This is a genomic window from Rhodococcus sp. IEGM 1341 (genome assembly GCF_030056895.1).
Taxonomy (GTDB): domain Bacteria; phylum Actinomycetota; class Actinomycetes; order Mycobacteriales; family Mycobacteriaceae; genus Rhodococcoides.
The window spans coordinates 765,390-787,822 of record NZ_JASHKV010000001.1 but is presented as its reverse complement, the minus strand read 5'-3'; the positions used below and the strand labels follow the sequence as shown (position 1 = coordinate 787,822).

Below are 22,433 nucleotides of genomic sequence, written 5' to 3'. Positions count from 1 at the left end.
GCTCACTGGTACAGCGATCCGGTGTTGACGACCGGTTGCGTGTCTCGGTCGCTGCACAGGACCACGAGCAAATTCGACACCATCGTGGCCTTGCGCTCCTCGTCGAGCTCGACGACGTGCTTTTCCTCCAGCTTCCCGAGCGCCATCTCCACCATTCCGACGGCACCTTCGACGATCTGCTGACGGGCGGCGATGACCGCGCCTGCCTGCTGCCGCCGCAACATTGCCTGAGCGATTTCCGGGGAGTAGGCCAACCGGTTGATTCGGGTTTCGATCACCTCGACACCGGCCGAACGTACCCGTGCGTGCACCTCCTCCGACATGGCGGCAGTGATCTCGTCGGCGTTCTCCCGCAACGACATTCGCCCTTCGGCGTCGTACGGGTAGCTGCCGGCGATGTGCCGGACGGCGGACTCGGTCTGGACGGCGACGAACTCCTCGTAGTCATCGACCTGGAACGACGCCAGTGCAGTATCGGCGACCTGCCAGACGACGATGGCGGAGATTTCGATCGGGTTGCCGTCGGCGTCGTTGACCTTGGATTGTCCGGTTTCGTGGTTGCGGATTCGGGTCGAGATGGCCCTGCGATACGTCAACGGATTTGTCCAGCGCAGCCCCGGCGTCCGCAGGGTGCCGCTGTACGAACTCCCGAGGAGCTGAAGAACGCGAGCCTGATTCGGTTGCACCAGCGTCAGGCCCATGAGTGCCGGAAGTGAGAGGACGAACAGTACGACCCCCGTCACGATCAGTCCGACGACGGAGAAGACCAGTCCGACCGTGAACGCAACGATTCCGCCGAGAAGCAGCGCGAGGCCGATGCCGAGCATCGACCAGCCGGGTAGATCCCATCCCGGGCGCTCGGCGATGGTGGTGGTCGGAGTACCCGTCGGCTTCTCGGCGACGGTTGCAGGTGCGGACATGAGAACCTCCCTCTCGATGGTGATATTAAAGTGATATCACATTACGAATCGAAAGGGGGAAGGTTCGGTCGAACTGTGTCCTCGGTGCGGTCGGGAGTCAGCGCCGGAACCACGCCGACGGTTCGTCGGCGATGGCCTTCTCGATTCGCAATCGCGAAGTGGCCGTGAGGTTTTCGGGGAGCGCGTCGAGTGCGAACCAGGCAACGTCGAGATTCTCGTCGTCGGCCACATGCGGGATGCCGCCGGTGTATCGAGCGAGGAACGTGATGTCCAGATACTGCGCGACGTCGCCGTTGGGGTAGGTGATCGGCTCCGTCACGTCGACGCTCGTCAAGCGCTCGATCGAGGCGTCCACCCCGGTTTCCTCGCCGATCTCACGCAGTGCTGCCGGGGCGGGTTCCTCGCCCGGTTCGAGAATTCCCGAGACCACGGCCCAGGTGTTGTTGTCCGCTCGCAGGGTCAGCAGCACGCGCCGGTCGTCGTCGAGAACGACTGCGCTGACACCGGACAACCACAACGGCGACGTTCCGACGACACTGCGCAGAGCGCGGACGAATTCGGGAATCGGCATCGCGTCAGGAGACGTAGGCGTTCAGGGAGGCGGACAGGTCGTCCAGAACGGCCCGTGCCGCGACGACGCCGCTGCCCGACCACACCGTGTCGTCGACGGCGAAGACCCGACCGTCGGTGACCGAACCGAGAGCGTGCCACGCATCGGAGTCCATCACCTCGCGCCCGAAGCTCTCGCCGTCGGGGCCCGCGAATCGCACGTAGACGATGTCTCCCTCGACCGGCGTGAGGTTGTCCGACTCGACCGAGAACGTGGCGTCGCGCTGGCTCTGGGGCCGGCCGACTCCGACCTCGTCGAGTATCTGGCCCGCGAACGAGTTCGGTCCGTCCACCTCGATGGAGTCGGCAGCGAATCGGACGACGGACGCCTGAGTCTGGGTGGCGTCGATCTCTCGACCGACTCGTTCGGCGTCGGCGGAGAACGAGGCGAGTGCCTCGAATGCCGCCTGGCCGCGACCGAGCGCCGCCGCGGACTGCAGAAAGGTGTCTTTCCAACCCTGCCCTGTTGCGGTGAAGACGGTCGGGGCGATGGCTGTCAGCTCGTCGTACGTAGTTGATCCGAGCGACTCGGCACCGAGGATCAGATCGGGGTCGAGGGCGGCGATGGCATCGATGTCGGGTGAACCCACCGGCCCGACGGACGGAACGGACGCCAGTCCGGTGCCCAGGTACAGCGGTTGGTCTCCGTCGCCCCGGAAATCGGGGTCGATCGTGGCCGCCCCGACGACGCGCTCCCAGATGCCGACCGCGCAGCTCGCGTCCAGGCCTGCGGCATCGAGCACGACGATGCGCTGGGGGTCGGCGGGAAGGACGCTGATGCCCTCGGCATGTCCGACGGGTCTGGTGTCACCCTCGATGCCGGTCGGATCGAGTGGTGCCAGGGCGGGGCACAGACCCGCGGTGTCCCGGTTGTTGCCGACCACTCCGGCACCGGCGATGTTCGTGGTGGTGCGAACGATGGTGGATGCGTCGTCCTGCGCCTCGGAGTCGGAACAACCGACCAGCGCCACGGCGGCGGCGAGGCACACGGAGGCGACGGCACCGATCCTGCGCGGCGCACACGAACGGGGGACTCGTGGATGGAGTGGCAACGCGGGACTTCCTTCGACGGGTCGGGTGGTCTCACACAGTATCGGAAGGCGGCCGTCGCAGAACACCCGAACGGGCACCGCGGAGCGTGCGGAATCGGCGACTCCCGCGGCGTCCCCGACTGCGCCGGAAAGGCCGACAGCGCAGGCAGATCGCGCGATCCGGGCACGGCCGATCGGGCCCAATACGACACACGGTAGGACCGGTTCGGCAAGCGTCGGTCCGAAGGTCTACGATTCGAGGAGCGCACGACTAGATGACGTCGCCTCGTGGTTCGAGGTCCGACGCGCAATCAGGAGGATCTGTGACTGCCCTAGCGCCTAGGCCCGCACCTGCGGTGGATGCTGCTCGGCCGTTCCCGCCGCGGACGGGACCGAAGGGGTCGTTCCTGCACAAAGCGGTGACGACAACCGATCCCAAGGTGTTGGGAATCATGTACATCGCGACATCGTTCGCGTTCTTCCTGGTCGGTGGACTCATGGCGCTGCTGATGCGCGCCGAGTTGGCCATACCGGGAATGCAGTTCCTGTCCAACGAGCAGTACAACCAGCTGTTCACCATGCACGGCACCATCATGCTGCTGCTGTACGCGACGCCGATCGTGTTCGGATTCGCGAACTACATCCTGCCGCTGCAGATCGGTGCCCCCGATGTCGCGTTCCCACGGTTGAACGCGTTCTCGTACTGGCTCTACCTGTTCGGTGCCCTGATCACCACGGCCGGGTTCATCACTCCCGGTGGCGCAGCGGACTTCGGTTGGACCGCGTACACCCCACTGACGTCGGCTCTGCACTCGCCGGGCGTCGGCGCGGACCTGTGGATCATGGGTCTGGCCGTTGCCGGTCTCGGCACCATCCTCGGTGGCGTCAACATGATCACCACGGTGATCTGCCTGCGCGCCCCCGGTATGACGATGTTCCGTATGCCGATCTTCACCTGGAACATCCTGGTGACGTCGATCCTGATTCTGCTGGCCTTCCCGCTGCTGACGGCGGCGCTGCTCGGCCTGGCGGCCGACCGTCACCTGGGCGCGCACCTGTTCGATCCGGCCACCGGTGGCGTGTTGCTGTGGCAGCACCTGTTCTGGTTCTTCGGCCACCCCGAGGTGTACATCATCGCGCTGCCGTTCTTCGGAATCGTCTCCGAGGTGTTCCCCGTCTTCTCGCGTAAGCCGATCTTCGGCTACTCGGGTCTGATCTACGCGACGATCGCGATCGCCGCTCTCTCCATCGCCGTGTGGGCGCACCACATGTACGCCACCGGCGCTGTGCTGCTGCCGTTCTTCTCCTTCATGACGTTCCTCATCGCGGTGCCCACCGGTGTGAAGATCTTCAACTGGGTCGGCACGATGTGGCGAGGCCAGGTGACGCTGGAAACGCCGATGCTGTTCTCGATCGGGTTCCTGATCACCTTCGTCTTCGGTGGTCTGACCGGTGTTCTGCTGGCATCGCCGCCCATCGACTTCCAGGTCACCGACACGTACTTCGTGGTCGCCCACTTCCACTACGTGGTGTTCGGCACCGTGGTGTTCGCTACCTACGCCGGCATCTACTTCTGGTTCCCGAAGATGACGGGCCGGATGATGGACGAGGCTCTGGGCAAGTGGCATTTCTGGCTGACGTTCTTCGGATTCCACGCCACGTTCCTGGTGCAGCACTGGCTCGGAAACGAGGGCATGCCGCGTCGGTACGCCGATTACCTTCCCTCGGACGGGTTCACCGAGTTGAACGTCATCTCCACGGTCGGTGCTTTCATTCTCGGTGCCTCGACACTGCCGTTCGTGTGGAACGTGTTCAAGTCCTACCGATACGGCGAGGTCGTCACTGTCGACGATCCGTGGGGCTACGGCAACTCGTTGGAATGGGCCACCTCGTGCCCGCCGCCGCGACACAACTTCACCGAACTGCCTCGGATCCGTTCCGAGCGTCCGGCGTTCGAGTTGCACTACCCGCACATGGTCGAGCGGATGCGCGCGGAAGCGCACGTCGGGCCGGGAGCGCACGGCGGTAAGACCACCGCAGTGCTCGAACAGGCCCGCCGGGCCCCGATCGCCACCAGCGATCACGAAGGGTCAGGAGACCCGGACCCCAAGTAGTCCACAGTGCAGCGAGAGCCCCTCCCGGCTACCGGGTGGGGCTCTTCGCTTGCGACAATCTCGTGGCGTGTTCGGGTTCGCTCGTCCACGACAGGTGACACGAAGACCTATCCGGCCGCTGGGCCGTGCACGAAAGGGAGATTCGGTGACTTCGAGCGACACCGCAGTGCTGGTGACGGTGACGGGACCCGACAAGCCGGGCGTCACATCGGTGCTGTTCGCAGCACTGTCACGGCACAACGTCAGTCTGCTCGACGTCGAGCAGGTGGTCATCCGCGGCAGATTGACACTGGGCGTTCTCCTGTCCTGCCCGCGCGATCCCGAGGCACTGCAGGAGGAGCTCGAGGACGCGATGGCGACGGTCGGTGTTCACGTCGATGTCGAGATCGACACCGCGCGGGGCGGTGGTCAGAGCTTGGCCACCCACGTCGTCGTCGTTCTGGGACGACCCGTGACAGCGCGCGCTTTCAGCACCATCTCCCGTGAACTCGCCCGCCAGGGCGCGAACATCGATTCCATACGCGGAATTGCCGACTATCCCGTCACCGGCCTCGAACTGCAGGTGACCGCGACCGACACGTCGCCGGATGCCGACCTGCAGTTGCGCACGGGGCTCGCGGCCATCGCCGCCGGAATCGGCGTCGACATCGCGGTGCAGCGCGGCGGAATCGCACGGCGATCCAAGCGACTGATCGTATTCGACGTCGACTCCACGCTCGTCCAGGGTGAGGTCATCGAAATGTTGGCTGCTCGCGCGGGACGCGAGGACGAGGTACGTGCGGTCACCGAAGCTGCCATGCGCGGTGAGATCGACTTCGCGGAGTCGCTCGAACAGCGGGTCGCCGTGTTGGCGGGACTCGACGAATCCGTCATCGACGAAGTGGGCGAAAGCCTGGAACTGACCGCGGGGGCCAGAACCACCATCCGCACCCTCCGGCGTCTCGGCTTCGCCTGCGGCGTCGTGTCCGGGGGATTCCGACAGGTCATCGAGGGCCTCGCTCACGAACTCGAACTCGATTACGTCAAGGCGAACACTCTCGAGATCGTCGACGGCAAGCTCACTGGACGGGTCATCGGAGAAGTGGTCGATCGTGCTGCGAAGGCGACCGCACTGCGTGAATTCGCGGCGCAGTCGGGAGTGCCGATGGAGCAGACCGTCGCCGTGGGCGACGGAGCGAACGACATCGACATGCTCACCGCAGCAGGCCTCGGGGTTGCCTTCAACGCCAAGCCTGCGTTGCGAGAGATCGCCGACACCGCTATCTCCCATCCGTACCTCGATGCGGTCCTGTTCATCCTCGGCGTCACCCGCAACGAGATCGAAGCCGCGGACGCAGTGGACGGGGGAGTCCGCCGCGTCCCGATCCCGTGACCGGCGATCCCGTGACCGGCGATCCCACTCCCGGCGACACATCGGATGACGTGGTGGCCGAGACTGTGGTCGAGGAATTCTCACCGGAGAACACGTTCGTCTCGCGCCACGCCGAGCTCGCTCGTGGGTACGGCGGAGCGGAGGACCCGGCAGATCCGGCACAGGTTCTGGCGATGCCGTTGGTGCTGCACATCCCCAAGATCGATCCGCCCCGCCGTAGCGAGTTGCTCGAGGCGGCTGCACGAGCAACCGTTGCGTTGTGCCTGGACCCACGAGTGGGCGTGGGCGCGTCGTGGAACGAGGCCTTCACCGAATGGACGTCGGCACGCATCCGGAAGGTTGCCCGACGTGCACGCGGTGCGCAGTGGCGTGCGGCGCAGGACGTTCCGGGTGTCACGGTCGACGTCGGGGGAGCGTCGGCACGTGCGTTCGTGCCCGGTCGGGTTGGAGATCTGGATCCTCGGATCAAGCGGCTGCAGATCGGCGGAACCGATGTGTCGGCCGACGACGAGCCTTCGGTCTCGGCCGGACCGGTGCTGTGGGTCGACGCCTCCCTGTCGATGACGGTGGGCAAGGCAGCCGCTCAGGTGGGGCACGCGTCCATGCTGCTGGCGGGTGCGATGAGCACAGCGCAATGCCGCGAGTGGGCTGTGTCGGGCTTCGAATGTTCGGTCCGATCCGCGAACCCGGAACAATGGACGCGTGCACTGGGCGAGGTTCGTGCCGGTCGCGCCGTCGCGGTGCGGGATGCAGGCTTCACCGAAGTGGCACCTGGTTCGACAACCGTCATCGCTGTTCCGTAGCTCTGGGGTCCACTGTCGCACAAGTGGCTATGCCGAACATATCCAGTAGCCCCGAGACTGGAAGCATGTTCACCTCACCACGTCGTCTACTCGCCGGTCGCCGACTCCCTGCTCGGTTGGCTGCCCTCTACGTGGGGCTGTGGCTGTACGGGGCGTCGATGTCGTTCATGATCGCCGGTGGGCTGGGCGTCAACCCGTGGGACGTCTTTCATCAGGGGCTCGAAAGCCACCTGTCGCTCAGCTTCGGAACCATCACCGCGATCACCGGCGCGGCCGTACTGCTGATGTGGATCCCGCTACGGCAACGTCCTGGCCTGGGCACAGTGAGCAACGTGGTGGTGATCGCCGTTGCGGTGGACACGACGTCGGCGATGTTGCCGGACCTGGACGGGCTGCCGATGAGGACCCTGGCCATGGTGTCGGGCATCGTGGTCAACGCGTTCGCAACCGCGCTGTACATCGGTGCCGGGATGGGTCCGGGGCCGCGAGACGGACTGATGACCGGTCTGGTGGCCAGGACCGGATGGTCGATTCGCCTCACCCGCACCGGAATCGAGTGCACGGTGGTGCTCACCGGTTGGTTGCTCGGCGGGACGCTCGGCGTCGGGACGGTTCTCTATGCGCTCGGAGTCGGTCCGCTCGTGCAATTGTTCATGACTCACCTGCCTGCGCTGCGCAGCACGAGGACCGTCGATCCGGTCACCGATATCGTCGAACCCGGTTCCAGCGCAGTGGTATCGGAGGGCACACCGTCCACAGTCGAGGAATCGAGAACCGGAACGAACCGAGACGACGACCAACTCGGGCACGCCAGAACGATATCGGCTGGGCCTCCGGAATGGAGAACGAGGAGCGAGCTGGCATCGTCGACCTGCCCGCCGTCGGAGGCGAAGGAGCGGACGTCGGAACCGTCCACCCAGGCCTGAATGGTGCGCACCGAGTCGTCGTTCCATCGGTCCGTGTCGAATTCGATTCCGGCGGAATCGAACCACACCAGATCGGGTCGGCCGGTCGGTGTCGCGCGGCCGGTGAAGAACTCCTGCTGACGCAGTGTCGGAGCGCTCGCTCGGACACGAAGGAGTCGACCCACGAAGCGAATCATGTTCTGATCGGCACTGTCCCAGTCGATCGCCCAGGCGTCGGCCGCCGGTGCATCCTCGGCGATGCAATAAGCGTTGTTGTTGCCTCCCTGACTGTGTCCCAGTTCGTCGCCGGCAAGGAGCATCGGTGTTCCAGTGGAGAGCGTCAGGGTTGCCAGTAGTGCCCGGACATGGCGTCCCCTGGCCTCGGCGACGGATGGATCCTCGCTCGGACCCTCGACTCCGTGGTTGACCGACGAGTTGTTGTCGGTACCGTCCCTGTTCTCTTCGCCGTTGGCCTCGTTGTGCTTTCGGTCGTACGACACCAGATCTCGGGCGGTGAACCCGTCGTGCGCGGTGACGAAGTTGATCGACGCCCATGGCAAGCGTCCACCGCTCGCGAAGAGGTCCTCCGAACCGGCCAGGCGCGAGGCCAACTCGCGGACGCCGTGTTGGCCCGCCCAGAAGCGTCGGACCGTGTCACGGTAGCGATCGTTCCATTCCGACCAGGCCACTCCGAAGTTGCCGACCTGATAGCCGGCACCGGTGGCATCCCACGGCTCGGCGATCAATTTGACCCGAGCCAGTACGGGATCGGTGGTGATGGCGGTCAACAACGGTGCGCGAGAATCGAATCGCCAACCGCCGGGTCGGCCGAGAGTGCTGGCGAGGTCGAATCGGAACCCGTCCACGCCCATGTCCTCGACCCAGTACCGAAGGCTGTCGCACACCATCCGCACGACCGCGGGCGACGCGGAATCGAGAGTGTTGCCACAGCCGGTCAGATCGACGTCCGATCCGCGTCCGTCCAGCAGGTAGTAGCCGGGCGCATCGAGCCCACGCCAGCTGATGGAGGGGCCGTCGATCGCGGATTCGCACGTGTGGTTGTAGACGACGTCGAGGATCACCTCGATTCCGGCAGCGTGCAATGCGTCGACCATGGTGCGAAATTCGTCCACCTCGTCACCGGGTACGGCGGCGAAGCGCGGATCCGGTGCGAAGTACGCACCCGTCGAGTACCCCCAGTGGTTTCGCATCCCCCTGGCACGGACGCCGGGTTCGGTGAATGTGGTGTGTACGGGCAGCAATTCGACCGACGTGATGCCGATGCGAGCGAGATGCTCGAGGACGGCCGGCTCGGCCAGGCCGAGATACTTACCGCGAAGATGCTGGGGGACAGCAGGATTGCGGGCCGTGAACGATCCCACGTGCAGCTCGTACAGGACGGTTCGGTCCCACGGCACCTCGGGGCGAGCGGGACGGCCGACGCGATCGGGGGCTGCGCGGACGACGCCGAGCGGGAGGTGCCCGAGCGAGTCGCGAGAACTGGGCGCACCGAACGGGTCGTCCTCGTAGGCGAGCAACGCCGACGGGTCTCCGAATGCGCCGATCACCTGGCGTGCCGCGGGATCGAGCAGAATCTTGGCACCGTTGAACCGGCGGCCGGAGTGCGGATCCCATCTTCCGTGGGCACGGAAGCCGTATCGATCACCTGGCCGCACTCCCGGGACGAAGGCGTGTCGAACTCCGAATGTCCGGGTGTTCAGTTCCACCCGTCGTTCGCCGCCGTCCGGATCGATCAGGCACACCTCGACTCCATCGGCCTCGGGTGCGTGGACTGCAAATTGCGTGCCAGTCGGCAACGCGGTGGCACCCAGTGGGAACGGTGATCCGGGCGGGTTCGAGGCGGACTCGTCGCCGGTGGTCCGGTGGGAGCTACGAGGCAGATCGTCATTGGGCGACACGCGTGCACATCCTGCCGTGAATGCGCGGTCGATGTGCGGGAAGATAGGCGTCGTGTCTGAACCGGATCCCGACCTGCTCGTAGATTTCACCGACGTAGTCGTCCGCCGCGGCGGTGCGACCCTGGTGGGACCCGTCACCTGGAAGGTGGAACTGGACGAACGGTGGGTGGTCCTCGGCCCGAACGGTGCCGGAAAGACGTCTCTGCTGCGCATCGCTGCGGCCGAAATCCATCCCACGTCCGGTGTCGCCCACGTTCTCGGCGAGGTCATGGGCAAGGCCGACGTCTCCGAACTCCGACCGCGGATCGGTCTGTCGTCCTCCTCGCTGGCGCAGCGCATTCCGGCCGACGAACTCGTATCCGATCTGGTGGTGTCCGCCGGCTACTCGGTGTTGGGGCGCTGGCGTGAGAAATACGACGCGGTCGACACCGAGCGTGCAGTGGAAATGCTCGAGAGCCTCGGTGCCGAGCATCTCGCCACCCGCACCTACGGCACGCTGTCGGAAGGCGAACGAAAGCGCGTTCTCATCGCCCGCGCTCTGATGACCGATCCCGAACTGCTGTTGCTGGACGAGCCTGCGGCAGGGCTCGACCTCGGTGGACGCGAGGAACTGGTGGCGCGGCTGACCGACCTCGCTGCCGATCCAGACGCCCCCGCGACCGTGCTGATCACCCATCACGTGGAAGAGATTCCGCCGGGATTCAGTCACGCGTTGCTGCTCAAAGAAGGCGGGGTGGTGGCGCAGGGACTGGTCGACGACGTCATCACCGCAGAGAATCTGACCGAGGCGTTCAGTCAGTCGATCGCACTCGATCGCGTCGACGGTCGCTTCTTCGCGCGGCGGACCCGCGCTGCCGGGGCGCACCGCCGATAGAGCGGACCGATCGACTCCGCTGCGCAATGCAGCGGTACGTTCCCTTTCATGAGCTCGAACAGTGCTGCCGATCACGTACAGGCCCGGGACGCCTCGACGGTCATCTTGATTCGTGACGGCCTGTCACGACCCGACATCGAGGTGTTCCTGCTCGAACGTGTCGGTGGCATGGCCTTCGCGGGTGGCATGACGGTGTTTCCCGGTGGCGGCGTCGACCCCTCGGACGCGGCAGCTGACGTCCGCTGGGCAGGACCGCCGCCGTCGTGGTGGGCCGAGCGCTTCGGAACCGACGAGGGCAAGGCGCAGGCCCTGGTGTGTGCCGCGGCGCGCGAGACGTTCGAGGAGTGCGGTGTGCTGCTGGCCGGCTCGACACCGGATTCGATCGTTGCCGACACCGCTCCGTTCGCGGGAGAGCGGGGTCGGCTCGAGCGCCGTGAGGTGTCGTTCGCCGAATTCCTCACCGCCCACGACCTCGTTCTGCGATCGGATCTGCTCCGGCCGTGGTCGCACTGGATCACCCCGGTGGGCGAAGCGCGACGGTACGACACCCGGTTTTTCGTCGCAGTGCTGCCCGAGGGGCAGAATGCGGACGGCGAGACCAGCGAGGCGGCGTCGGTGAGCTGGCGCTCCACCGGTGACGCACTGGCGGACTGGCGGTCGGGGAACACCATCCTCCTTCCGCCCACCTGGAGCCAACTCGACGCACTGTCTCGGTTCGACACCGTCGCACAGGTCGTCGACCACGACCGCGAGATCGCCCCGGTTCTGCCGATCCTCACCCGCGACGAGGGGACGGTCCGGGTGCTCTTCGACGGCGACGACGCGTACTACGCCGGAACGCGCCATCCCTGGTCGGATCGCTAGTCCTCGGCCCGGTAGCCTTTCGGCCCATGGCTGAGTTCGTGAATCTCGAAGTGTCCGACGGCATCGGCACCATCCGCCTCGACCGTCCGCCGATGAATGCGCTCGATCGGCAGATGCAGGACGAGATCCGAGCGGCGGCTCGCGAGGCCACGGTGAATGCCGACGTCAAGGCCGTCGTCGTCTACGGCGGCGAGAAGGTCTTCGCCGCCGGTGCCGACATCAAGGAGATGGTGGCGCTGTCCGCGTCGGAGATGGCCGCGATCGCCGGAGATCTGCAGTCGGCCCTCGGCTCGCTCAGTACCATTCCCAAGCCCGTGGTCGCGGCCGTGACCGGGTACGCACTCGGTGGTGGGCTGGAGGTTGCACTGGGTGCGGACCGTCGGATCGCCGGCGACAACGCCAAGTTCGGTGTCCCCGAGGTGCTGCTCGGTGTCATCCCCGGCGGCGGCGGAACGCAGCGGCTGGCTCGGTTGATCGGCCCGAGCCGTGCGAAGGACATGGTCTTCACCGGCCGCTTCGTCGGTGCCGAGGAAGCGTTGCGTATCGGATTGGTGGACGAGGTGGTGGCACCGGACGAGGTGTACAACGCAGCGCGCGCGTGGGCCATGCAGTTCACCACGGGTGCATCGCGAGCGCTCGCAGCGGCGAAGGCGTCGATCGATCAGGGGCTCGACGTCGATCTCACCACCGGTCTTCGGATCGAGGCTCAGCAGTTCGCGGCGTTGTTCGCCACCGAGGATCGCACGATCGGCATGACGTCGTTCGTGGCCGACGGCCCTGGTAAAGCGACCTTCACCGGACGCTGAAGCACCGGTCCCGCAGAGCAGAGTTGTTCCACAGCTACCGGATAGTAGGCTCGCCTGATGACTGCAAGCCCCCACGACGGTGTCAATCGATCGATCTCGAACGCGATGCCTTCGGCGTCGTCCGAGACCGATGACCGCCAGGTCGATCCAGCCCCGAACCCGCACGCCACTGCCGAGCAGGTCGAGGCCGCACGGTCGGACACCAAACTGGCTCAGGTGCTCTATCACGACTGGGAAGCCGAAACCTACGACGACAAGTGGTCGATCTCCTACGACGAGCGATGCATCGACTACGCGCGCGGCAGATTCGATCAGGCGGTCTCCGGTGACGCGTCGGCGCAATCCGCACTTCCGTACGGCCGCGCCCTCGAGCTGGGCTGCGGTACCGGGTTCTTCCTGCTCAACCTGATGCAGGCCGGCATCGCAGACAAGGGCTCGGTCACCGACCTCTCGCCCGGCATGGTCAAGGTCGCTCTTCGCAACGCCGAGCACCTCGGCCTGGACGTCGACGGCCGGGTCGCCGATGCGGAGACGATTCCGTACGACGACAACACGTTCGATCTCGTCGTCGGGCACGCCGTCCTCCATCACATCCCGGACGTCGAACAGTCCCTGCGAGAGGTGCTGCGGGTACTCAAGCCGGGCGGCCGCTTCGTTTTCGCGGGCGAACCCACCACGGTCGGCAACTTCTACGCACGGTGGCTCGGACGCATCACGTGGGAGGCGACCACCCGCGCGACCAAACTTCCGTTCCTGGCGAGCTGGCGCAAGCCGCAGGAAGAGCTCGACGAATCCTCGCGAGCGGCGGCACTGGAGGCCGTCGTCGACCTGCACACGTTCGATCCCACCGATCTCGAGCACATCGCGCTCTCGGCCGGTGCCGAGTCCGTGCAGGCGAACACCGAGGAGTTCGCCGCCGCTCTGCTCGGTTGGCCGGTGCGGACCTTCGAGGCCGCAGTACCCGAGGGCAAGCTGGGATGGAACTGGGCGAAATTCGCCTTCGGCGGTTGGAAGACACTGAGCTGGGTGGACGAGAACGTGCTGCAGCACGTGGTACCGCGCGGACTGTTCTACAACGTGATGATCACCGGCATCAAGCCCGCCCCTCGCGCTTGATCGGCTCGGACCGCCGCGGGCTCAGCACTCGAGTCCGCTAGTGGGCTACGAATTCACCGGCACCGACCTCGACTTCTTTTCAAGCGAGGCCGGTGCCGGAGCTCTTGCTGCGGTCGACGATCTCGAGCTCAGCGCTCGAACGTCGGTGCGCGACACGGCCTCGGTGCGCACTCGCTTCCCGGACCATGCGAGTGCACTGATCGAAACGGTCACGGTCCGCCGCAAGGCCCGAGTGAAGTTGGTCGACTCCGATCGGTGGCTGGTGACCGACGAGGCGGTCCAGCAGGCCACGCCGACGCTCGTCGCTCGGAGGCGGGCCGCTCGACTCGCGGGGCGTCGGGTGCACGATGTCACGTGTTCGATCGGCAGTGAACTGTCCGTCCTCGTCGCTACGGCGGAGTTGGCGGTGGGCAGCGATCTCGACCCGATTCGGCTTCGGATGGCCGCACACAACGTTCCTGAGGCCACTCTGCTGCGCGCCGACGCACTGACCCCGACGACGCGTGAGACCGTCGTCGTTGCCGATCCCGGCCGCCGAGCAGGTGGGCGGCGACGCCATGACCCGGCGGCTCTGCAGCCGCCGCTCCCGGATCTGTTCGACGCCTATCGAGGCCGAGACCTGGTCGTCAAGTGTGCGCCCGGCCTGGATTTCGATGCGCTCGACTGGGCCGGCGAGATCGAGGTGGTCTCGCTCGACGGGGGAGTGAGAGAAGCGTGCCTGTGGTCGGAGGGGTTGAGCGAGCGCGGTGTTCGGCGTCGGGCAGCGGTTCTTCGATCCGACGGCAGTGTTCTGGAATTCACCGATGCCGAGTCGGACGAGATTCCGGTTCGGCCCCCCGGCCGCTATCTGGTCGATCCGGACGGGGCGGTGGTCAGAGCCGGTTTGGTTCGGCACTACGGAGCCAGATTCGGTCTGTGGCAACTCGATCCGAGAATTGCGTATCTGACCGGCGACACCGTCCCGGCCGGGGTGCGCGGCTTTCGAATTCTCGAGCAGTCCAAGTTCTCGGAGAAAGTGCTTCGGCAACAACTGAATCGGATGGATTGCGGCTCGGTGGAGATTCTCGTCCGCGGGGTCGACGTGGATCCGGCGATACTGCGGCCCAGGCTCAAACTGCGCGGCTCCGTGGCGTTGTCTGTGGTGATCGCCCGAGTCGAACGGTCCGCGGTGGCGTTCGTCTGCGCTCCGGGCGCTGTCGCTCAGCCCGTGTAGGTGAAGATCTCGCCGAGGTAGCTCGCGGTGACGACCTGGCCGTCCGGGCCGATGGACGTGCCGACGGTGGTGCCGACGACGTCGGGAACCGGTTGCACGTCCACCGTTTCTCCGGTGGCCGCGTCGAACGTGAGCAGGGCCAGCCCGTCGTCCTCGCGTACGACGGTATGGCCGCGTCCGTCTGCGGATTGGGCTGCGCTGCCTGCCTGTTCGATGTCGTCGCGGACCCACACTCGCTCGGCCGAATCTCCGTTGTCGCGCACGCCCATGAGGGTGCCGTCTCCGCCCGACGGCACGATCGTGCCGTCGGAAGCGATCGAGGGACTGGCACCGATGCCGAGCCCGGTGCCCTCGGTCCACTTCTGTCGCCCGTCGGCGGTGTCGAACGCGGTCAACCTGCCGTCGACGTCGGCCAGGTAGACCGTCGACCCGTCCTCGGACAGCACCGGACTCGACGCGACTCCGGCGGGCAGCAGGTCCGAGGACCAGCGTTCGACGAGTCCGGGAGAGCCGTCCCGGTCGTACTGCACCGAAACGAGTTGTGGTGCAATCGAACCCGGACGCCACAGTGTCAGGTACATCGTTCCGGTCGCACTGTCCACCGCGGGTGCTGCGGGTACGGGGCATTCGGATCCACCCGAGCTGCACTGGGCGAGTCCGGTGTCCATCGGCTGAAAATCGGAGTTCGGCTCGGTCAGGAAATCCGGCGTCGGAACCAGATCCAGAATGGGCACTCGGAGTTGCCCGTTCTGCGAATCGAGAACGCTGACCTGGCCCATCTGGGTGATCGAGAGCAGGCTGCCGTCCCCGAGGAACTGGGCGGACTTGGGCACTCCGTACACCGGTGTGCGCCAACGCAGTTGTCCGTGGTCGTTGTACGAGTTCATGCTGCCGTCGTCGCCGATGTAGACGTTGATGGCCGAATCGACGGTCGGCGTGGCAGTGACGACGGACGGCCCGACTCGATTGCACCAGCGCTTGCGGGCGGAGTCGATCTCGAACGAGAAGAGGTTGCAGCCGGATTCGGTGGCGGCAGTGACGAACATCTGGCCCGTCGATCCGATGGACACCGGAGAGGTCACCGTGCCGCCCGTGGGGCGCGTCCAGTCCAGGGACAGAGGTGTCGACACCGACACGGCCGTCGAACCGCTGTTGTGCGAGTTCGCATGCGCTGCGGGCCACGAATCGGGGGAGAGCGGTTCGATGGCCGAGGTGTCGGCGCTGCAACCGCTCACGGTCACCACGACTATAGCCGCAGCGACCGCAGTGACCTTTCTGCCGGTCCTGCCCTTGGCCGTGACGCCGCGCATCGATCGCTCCCCGTGTCTTGATTTCCGTGCCCGACGTGGTGCCGGGGCGTCTGTGTTCGTCTCGTCGACGAGCAACAGTCGACAGGCAACCCTAGCCCGCGCAAGGGTGCCGGCAGAGAGCGGGCGAACGAGAAACTAGGGTGAACGTCCATGACGAGTATGTGGAACGCGCCGCTGCGGACACGCTGGCGCGGGTCGAGACGACGCGACACCGAGCAGGCGCGGTTCCTCACGCGTGCGTCTCTCGACTGGGTGCTCGCGAACAAGGCGTACACGCCGTGGTACCTCGTGCGGTACTACCGCCTCGCGAAGTTCAAGCTCGCCAATCCGCACGTGATCCTGAGGGGCATGGTGTTTCTCGGCAAGAACGTGGAGATACATTCGACCCCCGAACTCTCTCGTCTCGAGATCGGGCGCTGGGTCCACATCGGCGACGGTAATGCCATTCGCTGCCACGAGGGCTCGCTGCGGATCGGCGACAAGGTGGTGTTCGGTAAGGACAATGTCGTCAACACCTACCTCGACATCGAGATCGGCGCATCGACGCTGGTGGCCGACTGGTGCTACATCTGCGATTTCGATCATCGGATGGACGATGTGAACATGCCCATCAAGGATCAGGGAATCGTCAAGGGCCCGGTGCGGATCGGGCCGGACACGTGGATCGCCGCCAAGGTGACGATCCTGCGCGAGACCAGGATCGGGCGGGGCTGCGTGCTCGGAGCCCACGCCGTCGTCAAGGGTGAGATCCCGGATTACAGCATCGCGGTCGGGGCCCCGGCCAAGGTCGTCCGCAATCGCAAGGACGCGTGGGAGGCCGGTGCCGCCGACCGCGCGAAATACATTGCTGCGCTGGAGGATATCGCCCGCAAGAAGGCGCTCGGACAGGCCGAGGCGGCGCGGGAGATCTGACCCCGGTGTTCTCAGGTACGGCCGGGGAGCGCGCGCTCGGCGATGTGCGGGCGGGACAGCGGATGCCGAACCTTGCGTTTGGCTTCCAGGTAGACCTGGGCCGTCGACTCGGCGACGTGTTTCCAGTCGAAATCCACGGTGAGCCTGTCGCGGGCGGCCACGGCTCGTTCCTGCGCGGCGTCCGTGTTGTCGAGAACGCGCCGCACGGCTGCAGCGAGCCCACCGACGTCGCCGGGCTCGAAGGACAGGCCGGTCACGCCGTCGACGATGGCTTCACCCAGACCGCCTGCGGTGGACGCGACCAGTGGGGTGCCCGCAGCCGCAGCCTCCAGCGCGATGATGCCGAACGGTTCGTATCGACTGGGTAGGACGATGGCGTCGGCTCCGTGCAGCCAGCCGAGCAATTCTGTGTGGTCGAGATTGCCCAGAAAAGACACTGCGCGGGCAACCCGGTGGGTGCGCGTCAGCCCTGCCAACCAGGCGAACTGTGTTCCTTCGCCGGCGATGTGCAGGGTGGTGCCCGGGTGGCTTCGTCGGATGCGGGGCAGGGCGGCGATGGCATCCTGGATGCCCTTCTCGTACTCGAGTCGGCCGACGTAGAGCAGCTTGGCCGGCTCCGATCGAGGCTCTCGTCGACGAAAGTGCCAGGTGGATCGGTCGATTCCGTTGCGAATCACCGTCACCGCCGACTCGGATACTCCGAACAGGGTGGTGACCTCGTCCTTCATCGACCCCGAACAGGTGATCACTGCATCGGAATCGTTGGCGAGCCACCACTCGATTGAGTGCACCTGACGGTTGACGGGGCCGGAGATCCAGCCGCTGTGGCGGCCGGCCTCGGTGGCGTGGATGGTCGAGACGAGCGGTACGTCGTAGAACTCGGCGAGTGCGATCGACGGGTGCGCGACGAGCCAGTCGTGCGCATGCACGACGTCGGGTTGCCAGCCGTCGCCCAGCCCCGGCTTTCCCAGCGCGACGCCGGCACGCACCATCGCGTGCCCCATCGCGAGGGTCCATGCGAGCATGTCCTCCCCGAAGACGAAGTGAGCCGGGTCCTCGGCCACCGCGACGACGAGCACCCCGTCCTCGATGTGGTGAGACGTCGGGTGGGTGGCGGCGTCGGTTCCGGTGGGTCGACGCGACAGCACCACGACCTCGTGGCCGCACCGGACCAGTTCGGTTGCCAGGTGATGAACGTGCCGACCGAGGCCGCCCACCACCACGGGTGGGTACTCCCACGACACCATCAGTATCTTCATCGACGCCCCCCTGCATCTTCTCGCTCGCCGCCGACGTGTGCACCGGGCAGTCGGCGTGCGTCCAACGCAGGAAACAGCCCGTCCGCGCGGTTCCACTGCCGAGCCAATTCGTTCGCTCGGGCAGGTGATCCACCTGCGGCCGCAGCCGCGATCTCGCGCAACGCATGTGCGTGAACGTGTGCCCGTTCCCGCGCATAGCCTGCGGCGGAGTCCTTGCTGACCATGAATGCCCAGTCGCTGGCCACGGCCATCAGTGTCTCACGCAGTATCTGATCGTTGACGCGATTGCGGAGTTCGGGTCCACCGGCGCGACGCTGTGCAGCTCGGGCGGTATCGACGGCATCGAGAGCGGTCCGAGAGACCTCGGCATTGAGCGCAACCAGGTCCGCGACGTCGTCGCCCGCCCACACCCGCCAGTCCTTACCCGATCCCCACGACGAATCCTGCAGTTCCAGTGGCGCTCCGACGTATCCCTGCTCGCGGGCGTCGCCGAGCGTGCCGACGGTGATGCCTGCCGCGGGAAGCGCGCGCATCAGCTTGCCGAGCCACTGCGGACCCTCGTGCCACCAGTGCCCGAACAGCTCGGTGTCGAATGCCGCGACGACGAGGGCGTCGCGACCGATCCGCTCGGACTCCGAGATCAGGCGCCGACGAACCACATCGACGAAGTCGGCCACGTGACGATCCACCGTCGCCGCCGCCCGCGCGGGATCGTAGGGAGCCTTGTCGTTCGACGCGACCGAGCGGCCGGTGACCCGGGCCGGTTTGAGACCGGTCGCGTGATCGTAGGTGTGGAAATCTCGATAGGAACCGTGGCCGGGATAGCCGGACTTCGGTGACCAGACGCGGTAGCTGACCGGCAGGTCGCGTCCGAACGCGACGACGTCGGAGTCCCAGACCGGCCTGCCGAGGGAGGTGTCTCCACGCATCGCGGGCCCGTCGACCATGAAGTGCGAGACCCCGGCGGCGGCGTATTCGGTTTCCATGCCGGGGGTGAATCCGCATTCCGGTGCCCAGATGCCTCGGGGCGTGGTGCCCCACCGGGAGCGGGCGTCGAGCAGGCCTTCGCTCAGTGAGAACTGCCGAAGCCGCGGATCGAGCAGCGGCTGGAACGGATGCGCCAGCGGCCCACCCAGCAGTTCGACGGTTCCGTTGTCGACCAGCGGCCGGAGTACCGCCGAACCGCCGTGACGCCACCGGGCCTCGAATCGATCGAGCGCCGCGGCAGAACCTCGGTGCTCACGAACGGACAGGTCGCGATCTGTTGCCTCGTGGGCCCTGAGCTGCCAGTTCCCGAGCCAGTGGTGCATTCCGGACAGGCAGTGTGGATCGTCGAGTTGAGCGGCCAGAACAGGGGTGATCCCCAGCGACAGCACGTCGGTGTGACCGTCCTCGGCCAGTTGCTCGAGCATCGCGGTGAGTGGCAGGTAGCAGTCGGCCCAGGACTGATACAGCCACTCCTCGCCTACCGGCCACCTGCCGTGATTGGCCAACCACGGCAGGTGGGAGTGCAGAACGAGAGAGAACATGCCCGGCACGGTGGCACCGGATGTCACCCGATCACCGTGCTCGAGCTCTTGCGGGCAACGGCGACCAGGTCGAGGCTGTCGTCGATGCGGTCGGCGGTGATGTCGAAATCCTCGATCGAGACAGCCGCGACGTCCTCGGTGAGTTCGGCAGGCCAGGGTTCGCCGGCCAGTGCTCGTTCGATCTGAGCGTCGATGAACGAACCGCCGTGCTTGGCATCGAGGGCGGCCAGAGTGCGTCCGTGCCTGACCCCGGTGAGTTCGTCGACCTCGAGCCGAGCGTCCACGAGTAGTTCGGTGAGTTCGGCCGCGTCGAGTTCGCGGGTGTGGAAGGGATTGAGCGGGGTGTCACGGCCGGGCGAGAACGTGATGCGGTTCGGTGTGCTGATCAACAGAATGCCCCCGGGCGCGAGTACCCGGTGCACCTCGGCAAGGAACGCACCTTGGTCCCAGAGGTGCTCGATCACCTGGAAATTGACGACGACGTCGATCGAGGAATCGGCCAACGGAAGGCGGTCGAGGTTGCCACGCAGCATGGTCACCCTCGGGTAGCGGGCATGCACGTGTGCGGCGGCCGACGCGTCGTAGTCGAGGCCGAGAACGTTCGACGCGACATCGGCAATCATGTTGGCTCCGTAGCCTTCTCCGGATCCCGCTTCGAGCACCGTTCGGTCACGGCAGCGGTCGACGAGTGCGCGGTAGACCACCTCGTGGCGGCGGAACCAGTAGTTCTCCTCGGCGATGCCGGGCACGGTGCGTTCTCCGGTGAGGGGGAGTGGTTCCGGTGCCGGTGCCTGAGCCGATGAATCGTTCACCGCCGAAAGGTTAGTGGAGGCGCGCGGGAGGTAAGCCAACGTGGTCTCCATAACAGTCGGGGTGCAGATGTATGGTCGGACAGGCAGGGAGGTAAGTTACCCACGAGTAACTACGGTGAGGTAACCTCGTCCCAGACCGTAGAACTGCACGAACCAGTACTGCACCAACCGTTAGAACACTCACGATCAGCAGAACATGACCAGGAGGTCGACGCAGACCCATGACGAACATCGTTGTTTTGATCAAGCAGGTTCCAGACACGTGGTCCGAGCGCAAGCTCACCGACGGTGACTACACCCTCGATCGCGAGGCTGCCGACGCCGTCCTCGACGAGATCAACGAGCGGGCCGTCGAAGAAGCACTGCTCATCAAGGAAGCCCAGGGCGGTGAGGTGAAGGTTCTGTCCGCAGGCCCCGACCGCGCCACCGACGCCATTCGCAAGGCCTTGTCGATGGGTGCAGACAGCGCAGTGCACCTCAACGACCCGACCCTGCACGGCTCCGACGCGATCCAGACCGGATACGCGCTGGCCGCAGCGCTCGGCAACGTCGCATTCGAGAACGACGAGCCGGCCGATCTCATCATCGCCGGCAACGAGGCCACCGACGGCCGCACCGGTGCCGTTCCCGCGATCATCGCCGAATACCTGCAGATCCCGGCCCTGACGCAGATGCGCAAGCTCGTCGTAGCCGACGGCAAGGTCACCGGCGAGCGGGAGACCGACGAAGGCATCTTCGGCCTCGAAGCCGCGTTGCCCGCCATCGTGAGCGTCACCGAGAAGATCAACGAACCGCGCTTCCCGTCCTTCAAGGGCATCATGGCCGCGAAGAAGAAGACGGTGCAGACCATCACGCTCGCCGACATCGGTGTCGAGGACGGCATCGTCGGCGTCGACAACGCGGGAACGACCGTCACGTCGTCCACCCCCAAGCCTCCCAAGACTGCAGGCGAGCGGCTCACCGACGAGGGCGACGGCGGCGACAAGATCGCCACCTACCTCGTCGGCCAGAAGATCATCTGATCCCGCCCCACCGAGCAATCGAAGACAAACGAGGAGCAAGTCATGGCAGAAGTACTCGTGCTCGTGGAGCACGTCGAGGGAACACTGAAGAAGGTCAGCACCGAGCTGATCACCGCCGCTCGTGCGCTGGGTGAGCCGTCCGCGGTCGTCACCGGCCCGGTCGGCACCACCGACAAGGTCGCCGACGCACTGACCGAAGCCGGTGCCGAGAAGATCTACGCCGCCGAATCCGACGCGGTCGACGGATTCCTCGTCACCCCGAAGGTCGACGTGCTGTCGGCACTCGCGGAGTCGGTCTCACCGGCAGCGATCATCACCGCTGCCACGATCGAGGGCAAGGAAGTTGCGGGACGACTCGCAGCACGCCTCGGCTCGGGCTACCACAACGACGTCGTCGCAATCAACGGCGACGGCAGTGCCGTCTACTCCATCTTCGGTGGCGCGTTCACCGTCGAGGCCAAGGCCAACGGCGACGTTCCGGTCATCTCGCTGCGCCCCGGTGCAGTCGAGGCCGAGCCGAAGGCCGGAGCGGGCACCCGCGAAACCGTCGAGGTTCCCGCGCAGGAAGAGGGGGCCGTCAAGGTCACCTCACGTGACCCGATCGTCGGCGGCGACCGTCCGGAGCTCACCGAGGCATCGGTCGTCGTGTCCGGTGGACGTGGTGTCGGCAGCGCCGACAAGTTCTCCGTCGTCGAGAGTCTGGCCGACTCGCTCGGTGCCGCAGTCGGTGCCTCGCGCGCCGCTGTCGACTCCGGCTACTACCCCGGCCAGTTCCAGGTGGGTCAGACGGGCAAGACCGTTTCCCCGCAGCTGTACGTCGCGCTGGGTATCTCCGGAGCCATCCAGCACCGTGCAGGCATGCAGACCTCGAAGACGATCGTCGCGGTCAACAAGGACGAGGAAGCGCCCATCTTCGAGATCGCCGACTACGGCATCGTCGGTGACCTCTTCAACGTCGCACCGCAGCTGACCGAGGCAGTCAAGAAGCACAAGGGATAGCCTCCAGCGCTGTTCGACGACAGGCCCCCACCGCTCGCGCGGTG

Annotated in this window: 19 protein-coding genes and 1 pseudogene; 12 read left to right on the top strand and 8 right to left on the bottom strand. The window is 66.0% G+C overall.

The window, feature by feature from the left end:
- Positions 1-2: 2 nt before the first annotated feature.
- The 3 genes from QM615_RS03470 to QM615_RS03460 form a co-directional block, all read right to left on the bottom strand.
- Positions 3-920, bottom strand: coding sequence for an SPFH domain-containing protein (locus QM615_RS03470; protein ID WP_188078574.1), 918 nt, complete (start codon positions 918-920; stop codon positions 3-5).
- A 97-nt stretch (positions 921-1,017) separates the two neighbouring features.
- Complete coding sequence (locus QM615_RS03465; protein ID WP_149405518.1) at positions 1,018-1,491, bottom strand: NUDIX hydrolase; 474 nt, start codon at positions 1,489-1,491, stop codon at positions 1,018-1,020.
- A 4-nt stretch (positions 1,492-1,495) separates the two neighbouring features.
- Positions 1,496-2,581, bottom strand: coding sequence for an ABC transporter substrate-binding protein (locus QM615_RS03460; protein ID WP_262498303.1), 1,086 nt, complete (start codon positions 2,579-2,581; stop codon positions 1,496-1,498).
- 302 nt (positions 2,582-2,883) lie between these two features.
- Here QM615_RS03460 and ctaD point away from each other — a divergent pair, with 302 nt between their 5' ends.
- The 4 genes and pseudogenes from ctaD to yczE all read left to right on the top strand — a co-directional run.
- Entirely contained in the window at positions 2,884-4,674 is a 1,791-nt protein-coding gene (ctaD, locus tag QM615_RS03455; RefSeq protein ID WP_068045815.1) for an aa3-type cytochrome oxidase subunit I, read from the top strand.
- Between the two features lie 145 nt (positions 4,675-4,819).
- Entirely contained in the window at positions 4,820-6,046 is a 1,227-nt protein-coding gene (gene serB / locus QM615_RS03450) for a phosphoserine phosphatase SerB (RefSeq protein ID WP_068045812.1), read from the top strand.
- Positions 6,043-6,849: a peptidyl-tRNA hydrolase gene (locus QM615_RS03445; protein WP_283347000.1), complete on the top strand. Its 807-nt coding sequence runs from the start codon at positions 6,043-6,045 to the stop codon at positions 6,847-6,849. The genes serB and QM615_RS03445 overlap by 4 nt, the downstream gene beginning before the upstream one ends.
- 65 nt (positions 6,850-6,914) lie before the next feature.
- Positions 6,915-7,517: pseudogene (yczE, locus tag QM615_RS03440) on the top strand (membrane protein YczE); the annotation flags it as partial.
- On the opposite strand, the gene glgX reads toward yczE, so the two are convergent.
- Positions 7,508-9,673 carry a glycogen debranching protein GlgX gene (gene glgX / locus QM615_RS03435; RefSeq protein ID WP_502941859.1) on the bottom strand — a complete coding sequence of 722 codons (2,166 nt, stop codon included), beginning with the start codon at positions 9,671-9,673 and terminating at the stop codon, positions 7,508-7,510. The pseudogene yczE and the gene glgX overlap by 10 nt on opposite strands.
- A 31-nt stretch (positions 9,674-9,704) precedes the next feature.
- Between glgX and QM615_RS03430 the strand changes: the two genes are divergently transcribed.
- The 5 genes from QM615_RS03430 (at position 9,705) to QM615_RS03410 (ending at position 14,546) form a co-directional block, all read left to right on the top strand.
- Positions 9,705-10,547, top strand: coding sequence for an ABC transporter ATP-binding protein (locus QM615_RS03430; protein WP_068045832.1), 843 nt, complete (start codon positions 9,705-9,707; stop codon positions 10,545-10,547).
- 48 nt (positions 10,548-10,595) lie between these two features.
- Positions 10,596-11,411, top strand: coding sequence for an NUDIX hydrolase (locus QM615_RS03425; protein WP_283346999.1), 816 nt, complete (start codon positions 10,596-10,598; stop codon positions 11,409-11,411).
- Positions 11,412-11,437: 26 nt separating this feature from the next.
- Positions 11,438-12,217, top strand: coding sequence for an enoyl-CoA hydratase/isomerase family protein (locus QM615_RS03420; RefSeq protein WP_068045804.1), 780 nt, complete (start codon positions 11,438-11,440; stop codon positions 12,215-12,217).
- A 105-nt stretch (positions 12,218-12,322) separates the two neighbouring features.
- Positions 12,323-13,333, top strand: a complete 1,011-nt coding sequence (locus tag QM615_RS03415; RefSeq protein WP_283347162.1) for a class I SAM-dependent methyltransferase — start codon at positions 12,323-12,325, stop codon at positions 13,331-13,333.
- 40 nt (positions 13,334-13,373) lie between these two features.
- The gene (locus QM615_RS03410) at positions 13,374-14,546 is read left to right on the top strand and encodes a THUMP-like domain-containing protein (protein ID WP_149405522.1); all 1,173 of its coding nucleotides are present in this window, start codon (positions 13,374-13,376) and stop codon (positions 14,544-14,546) included.
- Here the strand turns inward: QM615_RS03410 and QM615_RS03405 are convergent.
- Positions 14,534-15,856 (bottom strand): outer membrane protein assembly factor BamB family protein, encoded by a 1,323-nt coding sequence (locus QM615_RS03405; protein ID WP_149405523.1) that lies wholly within the window; start codon positions 15,854-15,856, stop codon positions 14,534-14,536. The genes QM615_RS03410 and QM615_RS03405 overlap by 13 nt on opposite strands.
- A 150-nt stretch (positions 15,857-16,006) precedes the next feature.
- Between QM615_RS03405 and QM615_RS03400 the strand changes: the two genes are divergently transcribed.
- Complete coding sequence (locus QM615_RS03400; protein WP_068045796.1) at positions 16,007-16,768, top strand: acyltransferase; 762 nt, start codon at positions 16,007-16,009, stop codon at positions 16,766-16,768.
- 11 nt (positions 16,769-16,779) lie between these two features.
- Here QM615_RS03400 and QM615_RS03395 read toward each other — a convergent pair whose 3' ends face one another.
- From QM615_RS03395 to QM615_RS03385, 3 genes are read right to left on the bottom strand one after another with little or no spacing between them, the layout of a single operon-like run.
- Positions 16,780-18,027, bottom strand: coding sequence for a glycosyltransferase family 4 protein (locus QM615_RS03395; protein WP_149405524.1), 1,248 nt, complete (start codon positions 18,025-18,027; stop codon positions 16,780-16,782).
- Complete coding sequence (locus tag QM615_RS03390) at positions 18,024-19,556, bottom strand: 1,4-alpha-glucan branching protein domain-containing protein (protein ID WP_149405525.1); 1,533 nt, start codon at positions 19,554-19,556, stop codon at positions 18,024-18,026. Before QM615_RS03390 ends, QM615_RS03395 begins: the two co-directional genes overlap by 4 nt.
- A 23-nt stretch (positions 19,557-19,579) precedes the next feature.
- Entirely contained in the window at positions 19,580-20,419 is an 840-nt protein-coding gene (locus QM615_RS03385; protein ID WP_149405526.1) for a class I SAM-dependent methyltransferase, read from the bottom strand.
- 170 nt (positions 20,420-20,589) lie between these two features.
- Here QM615_RS03385 and QM615_RS03380 point away from each other — a divergent pair, with 170 nt between their 5' ends.
- Complete coding sequence (locus QM615_RS03380; RefSeq protein WP_068045787.1) at positions 20,590-21,390, top strand: electron transfer flavoprotein subunit beta/FixA family protein; 801 nt, start codon at positions 20,590-20,592, stop codon at positions 21,388-21,390.
- A gap of 42 nt (positions 21,391-21,432) precedes the next feature.
- On the top strand, positions 21,433-22,389 hold the full coding sequence (locus tag QM615_RS03375; protein ID WP_149405527.1) for an electron transfer flavoprotein subunit alpha/FixB family protein: 957 nt from the start codon (positions 21,433-21,435) through the stop codon (positions 22,387-22,389).
- The last annotated feature ends 44 nt before the right edge of the window (positions 22,390-22,433 follow it).

Coding starts and splice junctions, on each gene's coding strand:
- QM615_RS03470 (WP_188078574.1), bottom strand. CDS start 920: ATGTCCGCACCTGCAACCGTCGCCGAGAAGCCGACGGGTACTCCGACC.
- QM615_RS03465 (WP_149405518.1), bottom strand. CDS start 1,491: ATGCCGATTCCCGAATTCGTCCGCGCTCTGCGCAGTGTCGTCGGAACG.
- QM615_RS03430 (WP_068045832.1), top strand. CDS start 9,705: ATGTGCGGGAAGATAGGCGTCGTGTCTGAACCGGATCCCGACCTGCTC.
- QM615_RS03425 (WP_283346999.1), top strand. CDS start 10,596: ATGAGCTCGAACAGTGCTGCCGATCACGTACAGGCCCGGGACGCCTCG.
- QM615_RS03420 (WP_068045804.1), top strand. CDS start 11,438: ATGGCTGAGTTCGTGAATCTCGAAGTGTCCGACGGCATCGGCACCATC.
- QM615_RS03415 (WP_283347162.1), top strand. CDS start 12,323: ATGCCTTCGGCGTCGTCCGAGACCGATGACCGCCAGGTCGATCCAGCC.
- QM615_RS03405 (WP_149405523.1), bottom strand. CDS start 15,856: ATGCGCGGCGTCACGGCCAAGGGCAGGACCGGCAGAAAGGTCACTGCG.
- QM615_RS03400 (WP_068045796.1), top strand. CDS start 16,007: ATGACGAGTATGTGGAACGCGCCGCTGCGGACACGCTGGCGCGGGTCG.
- QM615_RS03395 (WP_149405524.1), bottom strand. CDS start 18,027: ATGAAGATACTGATGGTGTCGTGGGAGTACCCACCCGTGGTGGTGGGC.
- QM615_RS03390 (WP_149405525.1), bottom strand. CDS start 19,556: ATGTTCTCTCTCGTTCTGCACTCCCACCTGCCGTGGTTGGCCAATCAC.
- QM615_RS03385 (WP_149405526.1), bottom strand. CDS start 20,419: ATGGAGACCACGTTGGCTTACCTCCCGCGCGCCTCCACTAACCTTTCG.
- QM615_RS03380 (WP_068045787.1), top strand. CDS start 20,590: ATGACGAACATCGTTGTTTTGATCAAGCAGGTTCCAGACACGTGGTCC.
- QM615_RS03375 (WP_149405527.1), top strand. CDS start 21,433: ATGGCAGAAGTACTCGTGCTCGTGGAGCACGTCGAGGGAACACTGAAG.